This window comes from Pseudacidovorax intermedius (genome assembly GCF_001476815.1).
Classification (GTDB): Bacteria; Pseudomonadota; Gammaproteobacteria; order Burkholderiales; family Burkholderiaceae_C; genus Xenophilus; species Xenophilus intermedius_A.
In genome coordinates this window covers 23,042-34,469 of sequence record NZ_LDSL01000034.1, presented here as the reverse complement: position 1 = coordinate 34,469, position 11,428 = coordinate 23,042, and the positions used below count along the sequence as shown (strand labels likewise).

The 11,428-nt window shown below is 69.6% G+C and carries 12 protein-coding genes; all 12 read left to right on the top strand.

Translation table 11 applies throughout. The features are described from left to right. On the top strand, positions 1-519 hold a 519-nt coding region (locus NS331_RS05230), incomplete at its 5' end, for an isopenicillin N synthase family dioxygenase (RefSeq protein ID WP_275936450.1). Then, on the top strand, positions 519-905 hold the full coding sequence (locus tag NS331_RS05225) for a VOC family protein (protein ID WP_058640955.1): 387 nt from the start codon (positions 519-521) through the stop codon (positions 903-905). The genes NS331_RS05230 and NS331_RS05225, both read left to right, overlap by 1 nt. Before the next feature lie 109 nt (positions 906-1,014). Beyond that, entirely contained in the window at positions 1,015-2,112 is a 1,098-nt protein-coding gene (locus NS331_RS05220; protein WP_082702266.1) for a BMP family ABC transporter substrate-binding protein, read from the top strand. A 118-nt stretch (positions 2,113-2,230) separates the two neighbouring features. Beyond that, complete coding sequence (locus NS331_RS05215; RefSeq protein WP_058640954.1) at positions 2,231-3,736, top strand: ABC transporter ATP-binding protein; 1,506 nt, start codon at positions 2,231-2,233, stop codon at positions 3,734-3,736. After that, positions 3,729-4,859, top strand: coding sequence for an ABC transporter permease (locus NS331_RS05210; protein WP_058640953.1), 1,131 nt, complete (start codon positions 3,729-3,731; stop codon positions 4,857-4,859). Before NS331_RS05215 ends, NS331_RS05210 begins: the two co-directional genes overlap by 8 nt. Position 4,860: 1 nt before the next feature. After that, positions 4,861-5,805 carry an ABC transporter permease gene (locus NS331_RS05205; RefSeq protein ID WP_058640952.1) on the top strand — a complete coding sequence of 315 codons (945 nt, stop codon included), beginning with the start codon at positions 4,861-4,863 and terminating at the stop codon, positions 5,803-5,805. Then, on the top strand, positions 5,805-6,512 hold the full coding sequence (locus NS331_RS05200) for a cysteine hydrolase family protein (protein WP_058640951.1): 708 nt from the start codon (positions 5,805-5,807) through the stop codon (positions 6,510-6,512). Before NS331_RS05205 ends, NS331_RS05200 begins: the two co-directional genes overlap by 1 nt. Then, a complete protein-coding gene (locus NS331_RS05195; RefSeq protein ID WP_058640950.1) occupies positions 6,509-7,492 on the top strand; it encodes an isopenicillin N synthase family dioxygenase in 984 nt (327 codons plus the stop codon). The genes NS331_RS05200 and NS331_RS05195 overlap by 4 nt, the downstream gene beginning before the upstream one ends. 40 nt (positions 7,493-7,532) lie before the next feature. Then, entirely contained in the window at positions 7,533-8,579 is a 1,047-nt protein-coding gene (locus NS331_RS05190) for an ABC transporter substrate-binding protein (protein WP_058640949.1), read from the top strand. Then, positions 8,576-9,703, top strand: coding sequence for an ABC transporter ATP-binding protein (locus tag NS331_RS05185; RefSeq protein ID WP_242873657.1), 1,128 nt, complete (start codon positions 8,576-8,578; stop codon positions 9,701-9,703). The genes NS331_RS05190 and NS331_RS05185 overlap by 4 nt, the downstream gene beginning before the upstream one ends. Next, positions 9,700-10,605: an ABC transporter permease gene (locus NS331_RS05180; RefSeq protein ID WP_082702265.1), complete on the top strand. Its 906-nt coding sequence runs from the start codon at positions 9,700-9,702 to the stop codon at positions 10,603-10,605. The genes NS331_RS05185 and NS331_RS05180 overlap by 4 nt, the downstream gene beginning before the upstream one ends. Next, the gene (locus tag NS331_RS05175; protein ID WP_206597318.1) at positions 10,602-11,417 is read left to right on the top strand and encodes an ABC transporter permease; all 816 of its coding nucleotides are present in this window, start codon (positions 10,602-10,604) and stop codon (positions 11,415-11,417) included. The genes NS331_RS05180 and NS331_RS05175 overlap by 4 nt, the downstream gene beginning before the upstream one ends. The last annotated feature ends 11 nt before the right edge of the window (positions 11,418-11,428 follow it).

Genomic DNA, 11,428 nt, shown 5'->3' with positions numbered 1-11,428 from the left:
CAGCGGCGCCTCGCGCTGGGCCTCGAACTGCCCGAGACCTACTTCGACGACAAGATCGACAAGCACATCAGCATGTTCCGCGTGCTGTCGTACCCGCCCCAGCGCGAGGCGCCGCTGCCCGGCCAGCTGCGCGCCGGCGCGCACAGCGACTACGGCAGCCTGACCATCGTGCTGCCCGACGACAAGGGCCTGCAGGTGCAGAACAAGGCCGGCGAATGGGTGGACGTGCCACTGGTCGAGGGCGGCTTGGTGGTCAACATCGCCGACCTGATGATGCAGTGGACCAACGACCAGTGGGTCTCCACCATGCACCGCGTGGTCAACCCGCCCTTCGAGGTGGCGCAGACCAACCGCCGGCAGTCGCTCGTGTTCTTCCACCAGCCCAACTACGACGCCATGGTCGAGTGCCTGCCCACCTGCCTGGCGCCGGGCGAGAAGGCCAAGTACGCGCCCATTTCGTCGGGTGACCACCTCACGTCCAAGTTCGTCAAGCAGACCACCTTCGGCGGGACCAAGTGATGGCCCACCTGTCTTACGTCAACGTCTTCGCCAAGGACGTGGTCGCCCTGAGCGGCTTCTACCAGCGCGTGTTCGGCTTCCCGGAGATCGAGGCGATCCGCTCGCCGATCTTCCGCGGGCTGGACACGGGCAAGAGCAGCCTGGGCTTCAACGCCCTCGATGCCTACGAGTTGCTGCACCTGGCCGAGTTCTCGGACACGAAGGGCGTGAAGTTCCTGCTCAACATCGACGTCGACAGCCGCGAGGACGTGGACCGCATGGTGCCCGTCGCGCTGGAGGCCGGCGCCACGCTCGTCAAGCCGCCCTACGTCACCTACTACAACTGGTACCAGTCGGTGCTGCTCGACCCCGAGGGCAACGTCTTCCGCATCAACTTCATGATGTGACGGGCCCGCCGCCCGACCGGCCGGCGCCCGGGGCGGCACTGTTCGTGCTTTTTCACCCTTCCCGCTTCCTCTCCTTTCTCTTCCCTCTCCCTTCCTCCTGGAGGTTTCCATGTTGTCCAAGCGCTTTCCCCGCATGAGCGTGGCCCTGGCCGGCGCTGCCGTGCTGCTGTCGGCCGGCACCGCCTACGCGCAGGCTGGCTTCAGCCTGAGCGGCAAGCCCGTCATCGCGATGCTGTACTACGGCCCCAAGAACGACGGCGGCTGGACGCAGGCCTTCGACGAGGCCCGCGTGAAGATCGAGGCCGCCCTCGGCCAGAAGATCCAGTTCGTGGAAAACGTGGGCGAGGACGCCTCGGTCATCAAGCCGGCGGCCGAGCGCTTCATTTCGCGCGGCGCCAACATCGTGATCGGCACCGCCTTCGGCCAGTCCGACGCCATGAAGGACCTGGCGGCCAAGTACCCCAAGGTGGCCTTCCTCAATGCCTCGGGCACGACCAACGGGCCCAACCTCGAATCCTTCTACGGCCGCACCTACGAGAGCCAGTACCTGTGCGGCATGGCCGCCGGCGCCGCCAGCAAGACGGGCAAGCTGGGCTTCGTGGCCGCCAACCCCTTCGGCGTGGTGAACTGGACCATCAACGCCTTCGCGCTGGGTGCGCAGAAGATGAACCCCAACGCCACGGTCAACGTGATCTACACCGGCACCTGGAACGACCCGGTCAAGGAGCGCGCCGCCGCTACCGCCCTGATCGACCAGGGTGCCGACGTGATCGGCCAGCACGTGGATTCGCCCACGCCGCAGATCGTGGCGCAGGAGCGCGGCGTGTGGGGCACCGGCCACCACCGCGACCTGCGGCAGTTCGCACCCAAGGCCACGCTGTGCTCCTCGGTGTGGGTGTGGGATCGCTTCCTGGTGCCCGAGCTCAAGAAGGTCATCGCCGGCAACTGGAAGCCCGAGCCCTATGGCGCCTTCATTCCCATGAGCGGCGGCGGCACGGACATCGCCGGTTTCGGCCCGGCCGTGCCGGCCGACAAGGTCAAGCTCATCCAGGCCGAGCGCGACGCCATCATGAAGGGCAAGCAGGTCTACGCCGGCCCGCTCAAGGACCGCGACGGCAAGGAACGCGTGGCCGCCGGTGCCGTGCTGTCGGATGCCGACCTCTGGAAGATGGACTGGTTCGTCAAGGGCGTGGTAACGCAGAAGTGACTCGCCCCCAGGCTCCGCGCTTTGCGCTCCGCCAACCCCCTTCCGGGGGCGCCGCCTGCGGCCTGGCAAAGCCAGTTCCGCGGCAGCTGCCCGCGGTACTTTCTCTTTGGACATGGCGATGACTGTTGACGCCCTGCGCCTCTCGGGCATCCACAAGTCCTTCGATGGGTTCAAGGCCCTGACGGACGCGCACTTTGCTGCGCGCTGGGGCGAGGTGCATGCGCTGCTGGGGGAAAATGGCGCGGGCAAGTCCTCGCTGATGAACATCGCGGCGGGGCTGTACGCGCCCGAGCAGGGCGAGCTGCTGGTGGACGACAACCCGGTGCGGCTGGGCGGGCCGCGCGATGCCGCGGCACTTCACATCGGCATGGTGCACCAGCACTTCAAGCTGGTGCGGCCGTTCACAGTGGCCGAGAACATCCTGCTCGGGCATCCGCTCGCGCAGGCCGAAGGCAGCCACCGGCGGCGCATGGCGCAGCTGGAGGAACAGATCCGCGCCCGCGCCGCCGAGCTGGGCTTCGCCATCGACCCGCGGGCACGCATCGACCGCCTGTCCATCGCCGAGCAGCAGCGGGTGGAGATCCTCAAGGTGCTGCTGGCGGGCGCGCGCATCCTGATCCTGGACGAGCCCACGGCCGTGCTCACCGACCAGGAGGCCGAGCGCCTGCTGGCCACGGTGCATGCGCTGTCGCGCCAGGGCGCGGCGGTGGCGCTGGTGACGCACAAGATGTCCGACGTGAAGACCTGGGCCGACCGCGTGACCGTGATGCGCGGCGGCCGCACCGTGGCCACGGTGGACCCGAAGGCCACGCCCATCGAGGAACTGGTGCGGCTGACCGTCGGCCAGTCGGTCGCGGCCAGTCAGGCGGCCACGACGCCCGCCGCGGGCGGCGCGCCGCTGCTGACCGTCCGCGGCCTGCGCCTGCATGCGAACGGCCGCCAGGCCCTGGACGGCGTGGACCTGACGCTGCATGCGGGCCAGATCTACGGCCTGGCCGGTGTCGGCGGCAACGGCCAGGGCGAACTGGCCGAGGCGCTGATGGGCATGGCCGACGGCCTGGAAGGCACGGTCCTGCTCACCGGCGAGGCCGCGCCCGTGCAGGGCCGGCTGCCGCACTTCGCCGCCATCCCGGCCGACCGTTATGGCCTGGCGCTGGCGGGCGGCCTGTCGGTGGTCGAGAACTTCGGCATCGGCCAGGTGCAGGCCGGCCGCTACGGCCCGGCCTGGCGGCTGGACCGCACCCGCATGGCCGCCGACACGCGCGAGGCCGTGCAGGCCTTCGACGTGCAGGGCGTGCGCCACCTGAACCAGAAGGCCGCGCTGCTGTCGGGCGGCAATGCCCAGAAGCTGGTGCTGGCACGCGAATTCGGCCGCACGCCGCACCTGGTGCTGGCCCACAGCCCCAGCCGCGGACTGGACGTGCGCGCGGGTGCCGAGGTGCATGCCCGCCTGCGCGCCGCCCGCGATGCCGGCGCGGCCGTGCTGCTCATCAGCGAGGACCTGGACGAGGTGCTCGCCCTGGCCGACCGCGTGGGCGTGATGGCGCGCGGACGCATCGTGGCCGAATTCGATCAACCCGCCGACCGCCAAGCGGTCGGCCAAGCCATGGTGAACCATGACTGAAGCCGCGCTCGGCGCCACCGCCGCGGAAGCACGCGCGAAGCACGTGCCGCTCTTCGCACGCCGCTACACGCTGGAACTGCGCCAGCAGATGGGCCTGCCCCGGCAGGCGCTGATCCTCGCGCTGGCGGTGGTCGTCGGGCTGGCCATCTCGGCCGCGATCCTGGTGGCCGCGGGCGTGCCCGCCAACGAACTGCTCAACGAGTTCGTGATGCAGACGCTGGTGGACCGGCAGAGCCTGCTGGCCGTGCTCTTCCAGGCGGCGCCCATGATCCTGGTGGGCATCGGCGCGGCCATCGCCTTCCGCGCTCGCTTCTGGAATCTGGGGCTGGAAGGTCAGATGATCTTCGGCGCCATCGGTGCGACGGCGGTGTCGATGTTCGACATCGGCCCGGCCGCGCTGCGGCTGCCGCTGATGGGCGCCGTGGCCATGGCGCTGGGCATGCTCTGGGCACTGGCGCCGGCACTGCTCAAGCTGCGCCTGGCCGTGAACGAGATCATCGCCTCGCTGATGCTCAACTATGTGGCGGCCAACTTCCTGCTGCATCTGGTCTACGGCGCCTGGAAGGACCCGAAGGATGCCTTCCCCTACTCGCCGCAGTTCCGCGCCTTCGAACGGCTGCCCGAATGGTTTGGCAACGTCAGCACCGCGGCCATCGGCCTGGCCGTGCTGGCGGCGCTGCTGGCCACCTGGTTCACGGGCCTGAGCCGCGCCGGCCTGTACCTGCGCTTCGTCGATGCCAACCCGCGCGTGGCCCGCGCGCTGGGCGTGCCCGTCGCGCGCATGGTGCTCACGGCGGTGTTGCTGTCGGGCGCACTGGCGGGGCTGGCGGGCTTCGTGGTGGTGACTGGGCAGGAAGGCCGGCTCACGCAGGCCTTCTACGTGGGCTACGGCTTCTCGGGCATCCTGATCGCCTTCCTGGCACGCAACAACCCGCTGGCCGCCAGCGTGGTGGCGGTGCTGATCGCCATGCTCTTCGTGGCGGGGCGCAACCTGCAGGTCTTCTATCAAATCCCCTTCGCGATGGTGCAGCTGATCCAGGCCATCCTGGTTATCTGCGTCGCCTCGTCGGACTTCTTCATCCGCCATCGCCTGCGGCGCATCGCGTCGGCACAAGGCACCTGACATGGACCTGCTCGCCATCGCCACCAACTGGCTGGGCAATGCGCCCGATTTCGCGGTGCCCTATGCGCTGGCCGCGCTGGGCCTGATCCTGAGCGAGCGCGCGGGCGTGCTCTCGCTCGGCGCCGAGGGGCTGATGCTGGTCGGCGCGCTGGCCGGCATCGGCGCCATGCTGGCGTTCCACGACGCGGCCATCGCGCTGCCGCTGGCCATGCTGGCCGCGGCCGTGGTGTCGCTGCTCTTCGCCTTCATGGTGATCGTGCTGCGCATCCAGCAGGTGATCGCCGGGCTGGCGCTGGTCTTCTTCTGCCAGGGGCTGACCAGCCTGCTGGGCACGGTGTTCGACTGGACCAACAAGCCGGTCAGCAGCTTCGGTGCGCTGCCGATCCCGCTGCTGTCCGAGCTGCCGCTTGTGGGTCGCCTCTTCAACCAGAACCTGATCGTGTACCTGGTGCCGCTGCTGTTCTGGGCCGCGGTGCACTGGCTCAACCGCAGCACGCCGGGCCTGCGCCTGCGCGCCGTGGGCGAGAACCCGCAGGCGGCCGATGCGGCCGGCATCTCGGTGCCGCTGTGGCGCTTCGGCGCGGTGGTGGCGGGCTCGGCGCTGGTCGGTCTGGCAGGCGCCTACATCTCGGTGGTGGGCACCAAGCTCTGGATCGCCGGCATGACCGGCGGACGCGGCTGGATCGCCGTGGCGCTGGTGATCTTCGCGCGCTGGTCGCCCTGGCGGGCGCTGGTGGGCGCGCTGCTCTTCGGCTGCATCGAGGCGCTGATCCCCCAGCTGGCCGCGGCCGGCGTGCAGCTGCCGCAGTACTTCGTGCTGATGACGCCCTACGTCGTCACGCTGGGCGTGATGGTGTGGGTGGCGCTGGCCCACCGCGGCGGACAGGCCGTGCACGACGAGCCCGGCGCCCTGGGCCAACCCTATCTGCGAGAGGAGCGACGCTGATGCGCGCCTATGTCTACAACCAGCCGCGCGACCTGGACCCTGGCCAGTTCGCCGACTACCTCGACCTGTCCCGCACCGCGGTCGTGTCCATCGACATGCACCGCGGCCACCTGGACGATTCGCCGGACTGTCCCTGCCCGGCCCCGCGGGCGCGCGACGTGGTGGCGCCGATCAACGCCTTCCACGACCAGGTGCGGGCGCTGGGCGGGCGCATCGTGCACGTCAAGTCGGTGCTGCGCGAAGGCGGCGCCGACGACCTGGGCGGCATCCCGGCCGCCTGGCGCCGCACCTTCCCGCTGCACGTCGGCCCCATTCCCAATGCCGACGCGCATGCCATCGAAGGCTCGCCCTGGACCGAGTGGGTCACGCGCGTCGAGCCCGGCGACCTGAAGGTGGAGAACAAGCGCCGCCTGTCGGCCTTCTACCCCACCGACCTGGATTTCCTGCTGCGCAACCAGCGCATCGACACCGTGGTGCTGGACGGCGGCTTCACCGACTGCTGCGTGCTCAACACCGCCTTCGATGCCAACAACCGCAACTACCGCGTGGTCGTGCTGCGCGACCTGGTGCGCGGCACCGACGAACCCCTGGAACAGGCCGCGCTGGCCATGGTGTCGCTGCACCTGGGGCTGGTGATGGATTCGGCGGACCTGCTGGCCGTTTGGCGCCAGCACGCCTCCGCGTCTGCCGCAGAGACTCCGGCATGAAGCACATTCCGCTCGTCGACCTGCAAGGCAGCCTGGATGCCGACGCGCCGCTTGCCCGGCACAACGCCCGCGCCCTGTTCGAAGCGCTGAGCCAGATCGGCTTCGCGTACATCGCCGGCCACACGGTGGCCCCGGCCACGCGCGACGCGGCTTTCGCCGCCTCGCGCGCCTTCCATGCCTCCACACTGGCGCAGAAGCAGTCGCTCGCCATCAATGCCTTCCACCGCGGCTACATGGGCATGGCGAGTTCCACCATCGTCACCTCGACCGTGGCCAGGGTGACCCGGCCGAACATGAGCGAGTCGCTGATGCTCATGCACGAGTTGCCGCCCGACGATCCGGGCCTGCTCGCCGGCCTGCCCATGCAGGGTCCCAACCAGTGGCCCGACTGGCTGCCGGGCTTCAAGCCCGCCATGCTGGCCTACGTGCGCGAGGTGGATGCGCTGGGCCGCCACATCGTGCGCCTGATCGCGCTGGCGCTGGGCCTGCCGGCCACCGCACTGGACCACCACTTCGACCACCCCACCACCTTCCTGCGCGCGCTGCACTACCCGCCCCAGCCGCCTGCCGAGGACGAGCAGATGGGCTCCGCCCCCCACACCGATTACGGCATCATCACGCTGCTGGCCCAGGACGATTCCGGCGGCCTGCAGGTGCGTCCGCGCGGTGGCGACTGGATCGAGGCGCCGCCCATTCCCGACACCTACGTGCTCAACGTGGGCGACATGCTGGCGCGCTGGACCAACGGGCGCCTGGTCTCCACGCCGCACCGCGTCATCAACCGCTCGGGCGGCGACCGCTATTCGCTGCCCTATTTCCTCGACCCGTCGATGGACACGCGCATCGAGTGCCTGCCCACCTGCACCGATGTGGACCATCCGCCGCAGCACCCGCCGGTGCGCTACGGCGACTACCTGCTCGAACGGCTCAACCGCAACTACGACTACCGCAAGCCCGCCGCGCCTGCGGCCGCGGCCTGAACGCCGCGCCTCGTTCCTTCCCACCTTCCGGAGTGCTGCCATGACCTTTCCGCTCAACCGCCGCGACCTGCTGGCCCGCGGCCTCGGCACCGCCGCCGCCCTGGGCCTGCCGGCACTGCCGGCCCTGGCCGCGGCGCCGCTGGTAATCAACACCTATGGCGGGCGCTGGGAGAAGTTCTGGCGCACCGACCTGATGCCGGCCTTCGAGAAGATCAGCGGTGTCAAGCCCACGCTGGACGTGGGCCTGGGCAAGAACTTCATCGCCAACCTGCGCGCCGCCGGCATCGAGAAGCCACCGTACAGCGTGCTGATGGTCAACGAGAACATCGCGAGCGTCGTGCGGGGCGAGGGGTACTTCGAGCCCATTCCCGCCGCCAAGGTGCCCAACCTGGCCAACGTCTACCCCAACCTGCGCAACCCCGGCGACAACGGCGTGCGTGGCATCGTCTCCACCATCGGCATCGGCTACCGCAAGGACCTGGTCAAGACGCCGCCCAAGTCCTGGGCCGATCTCTGGAACAACCCTGAGTTCAAGGGCAAGATCGGTCTCTACCAGATCGGCAACACCGCAGCCATGCTGTTCCTGCTGATGACCGCCAAGATCTACGGCGGCTCGCAGGACGCCATCGACCGCGCCTTCGTCGAGATCAAGAAGCTGCTGCCCTTCCAGCAGGCCGACTGGAGCGGCACGCTGTCGACCATGCTCACGCGCGGCGACGTCACCGTGGCGGTGATCGACTTCCCCGAGATCGTGGCGCTCAAGAAGAAGGGCGTGCCGGTCGAGATGGTGGTGCCCAGCGAAGGCGTGGTGGCCTTCGAGCAGTCCTTCAACATCCTCAAGCACGCACCCGACAAGGAAGCCGCCTACCAGTACCTCAATTTCATCCTGCGGCCCGAAGTGCAGGAGTCGATGGCCAAGGAGTTCTTCACCTCACCCACCAACACCCAGGTGAAGCTGGACCCGGCCCTGGTGGCCGACGTGCCGATCAATGGCAAGGCCATGTCCTCCATCGTGCAGTTCGACTGGGCCAAGGTGAACCCGCAACTGCCGGCCATCACCGACCGCTGGAACCGGGAGATCAAGTGAGCGCGGTCCTGTCCGCGCCGCCGGAGGCGGCGTCGTCCGCCACCCGCGCGGCCGGCCGCCGCACGACGCGCCTGTCCATCGAGGGGCTGCACAAGCGCTATGCGGGCCACGTGGCCATCCATTCGCTGGACCTGGCGACGCGCGAGGGCGAGTTCATCTCGGTGCTGGGCCCGAGCGGCTGCGGCAAGACCACCACGCTGCGCTGCGTGGCCGGCTTCGAGCATCCCGAGGCGGGCCGCATCTGCATCGACGGCGAGGACATCACCGGCCTGCCGCCCGAGAAGCGGGACATCGGCATGGTGTTCCAGAACTACGCGCTCTTTCCGCACCTCACGGTGCGGCGCAACCTGGCGTTCGGCCTGGAGATGCGCGGCATCGCCCGCGCCGAGATCGCGCGCCGGGTCGAGGCCGTTCTGGGCATGGTGCAGCTGGGCGCGCTGGCCGAGCGCTTTCCGCGCCAGCTCTCCGGTGGCCAGCAGCAGCGCGTGGCGCTGGCCCGTGCCCTGGTGATCGAGCCGCGCCTGCTGCTGCTGGACGAGCCGCTGGCCAACCTGGACGCCGTGCTGCGCGAGGACATGCGCGTGTTCATCCGCGACCTGCAGCGCCGCGTGGGCATTACCACGCTCTACGTGACGCACGACCAGGCCGAGGCGATGGTCATGTCCGACCGCGTGGCCGTGATGCTGGGCGGCCAGCTGCAGCAGTTCGACGTGCCCGAGGCCATCTACCTGCGGCCACGCAGCGTGGAAGTGGCCCGCTTCATCGGTCGCTCCAACCTCATCGAAGGCCGCGTGCGAGCCATCGTGCCTGGGCCCGGCCCGCGGCCGGTGCATGCGGTCGACACGGCGCTCGGCCCGGTCGAAGCCGCCTTCCACGAAGCGCTGGAGCCGGGCCGCGCCGTGCAGGTGACGCTGCGGCCCGAGGCCATCCACTTCCGTACCGACGGCCCCTATGCGGGCCGCGTGGTGCGCAGCTATTTCCTGGGCAGCACGGTGGAGCACGTCGTCGAGGCCGCCGGCGGCCAGACGCTGCTGGTGCAGACGCCGCCCGGCGGTCGCATGCCCGAAGGCGCGCAATGCGGCCTGGCCTTCGAGCCCGGACACGCCTGGGTCATTCCGGAATGAGCGCCTCCACGCTGGCCGCGCCTGCTGCGGCCCCGCTCACGGCGGCAGCGACGCCGCCGCGCAGCCGCGCCATCTGGCTGATCGCGCCGGCGCTGGTGCTGCTGGGCGTGTTCCTGCTGCTGCCCTACCTGAACATCGTGCTGATGAGCCTGCGCCCGCCGGCCGTCGGCGCGCCCTATGGCGCCGGCCTGACGCTGGGCAACTACACGCGCGCGCTGACCGACGGCTACCTGCTCGGCGTGCTGGGCGACACGCTGCTGCTGGGCCTCACCGTGACGCCCATCTGCCTGCTGCTGGGCTATCCCGTCGCCTTTCACCTGGCGCGCACGCGCTCGCGCTGGTCCGGCCTGCTCTACGTGCTGGTGCTCTCGCCGCTGCTCGTCGGCGTGGTGGTTCGCAGCTTCGGCTGGCTGATCCTGCTGTCGGGCAACGGCGTCATCAACCGCGCGTTGATCGACCTGGGCTGGATCGCCACCGGCCTGCAACTGATGAACAACCGCCTGGGCGTGACCATCGCGCTGGTGCACGTGTTCCTGCCCTTCATGATTCTGCCGCTGGTGGGCGTGATCCAGAGCATCGACCCGAGCCTGGAGGCCGCCGCGCGTTCGCTGGGTGCATCGCGGCTCAAGGCCTTCCTGCGGGTGTCCCTGCCGCTGTCCTGGCCGGGCATCCAGGCCGGCACGGTGCTGGTCTTCGTGCTCACGCTCAGTGCCTACGTCACGCCCGTGATGCTGGGCGGGGCGCAGGTGAAGACGGTGTCGGTGCTGGTGGTGCAGAGCCTGATCGACAACTTCCAGTGGCCGGCGGGTGCTGCGCAGGCGCTGGTGCTCACGGGCTGCGGCATGCTCGCCGTCGCCGCCTATGCACGGCTGACGCGCCGGCTTTCGAGGGGACTGGCATGAACAACGGATCGATGGTGGCCGACCGGACCGCCGACCTGCTGTTGCGCGTCTTCATCGGCGCGGTGTATGCCTTCCTGCTGCTGCCGATCGTGGTGATCGTGCTCATGTCGCTCAACGCGGGCGAGTTCCTGACTTTTCCGCCGCAGGGCCTGTCGCTGCGCTGGTTCGGGGCGCTGTTCGCCAACGAGGGCTTCATGCGGGCCATGGGCACCTCGCTCGCACTGGCGGCGGCGGCCACCGTCGGCGCCACGCTGATCGGCACCGGCGCGGCGCTGTACGTGGTGCGCCATGCCACGCGCACGCGCGAGGCGCTGCGGCTGCTGCTCATGATGCCGCTGATGCTGCCGGAGATCCTCACGGCCATCGCGCTGCTGTTCTTCCTGTATGCGACGGGCATCGGCACGCGCACCGTGTTCGGGCTGGTGGTGGGCCATGTGCTGGTGACGCTGCCCTACGTCTTCACCAACGTCGCCTCGGCGCTCTACAACCAGGATGGCTCGCTCGAGCAGGCGGCGCGCAGCCTGGGCGCCTCGCCGGCGCGCGCCTTCGCGCGGGTGACGTTGCCGCTCATCAAGCCGGGCCTGATCACCGGCGCGCTGTTCGCCTTCGTGATCTCCTTCGACCTGTTCAACATGTCGCTGCTGCTCAAGGGTGTGGGCATGACCACGCTGCCGCTGCAGCTCTTCGACTATCTGCGCTGGGACTTCGACCCGACGGCCGCGGCGGTGTCGACGGTGAGCATCGTGCTCACGCTGGCAGCGGTGGTGTGGATCGACCGCAGCGTGGGACTGCGCACGCTGCGCTTCGGTTGAAGCGCCTGTCC

Coding starts and splice junctions, on each gene's coding strand:
- NS331_RS05225 (WP_058640955.1), top strand. CDS start 519: ATGGCCCACCTGTCTTACGTCAACGTCTTCGCCAAGGACGTGGTCGCC.
- NS331_RS05220 (WP_082702266.1), top strand. CDS start 1,015: ATGTTGTCCAAGCGCTTTCCCCGCATGAGCGTGGCCCTGGCCGGCGCT.
- NS331_RS05215 (WP_058640954.1), top strand. CDS start 2,231: ATGACTGTTGACGCCCTGCGCCTCTCGGGCATCCACAAGTCCTTCGAT.
- NS331_RS05210 (WP_058640953.1), top strand. CDS start 3,729: ATGACTGAAGCCGCGCTCGGCGCCACCGCCGCGGAAGCACGCGCGAAG.
- NS331_RS05205 (WP_058640952.1), top strand. CDS start 4,861: ATGGACCTGCTCGCCATCGCCACCAACTGGCTGGGCAATGCGCCCGAT.
- NS331_RS05200 (WP_058640951.1), top strand. CDS start 5,805: ATGCGCGCCTATGTCTACAACCAGCCGCGCGACCTGGACCCTGGCCAG.
- NS331_RS05195 (WP_058640950.1), top strand. CDS start 6,509: ATGAAGCACATTCCGCTCGTCGACCTGCAAGGCAGCCTGGATGCCGAC.
- NS331_RS05190 (WP_058640949.1), top strand. CDS start 7,533: ATGACCTTTCCGCTCAACCGCCGCGACCTGCTGGCCCGCGGCCTCGGC.
- NS331_RS05180 (WP_082702265.1), top strand. CDS start 9,700: ATGAGCGCCTCCACGCTGGCCGCGCCTGCTGCGGCCCCGCTCACGGCG.
- NS331_RS05175 (WP_206597318.1), top strand. CDS start 10,602: ATGAACAACGGATCGATGGTGGCCGACCGGACCGCCGACCTGCTGTTG.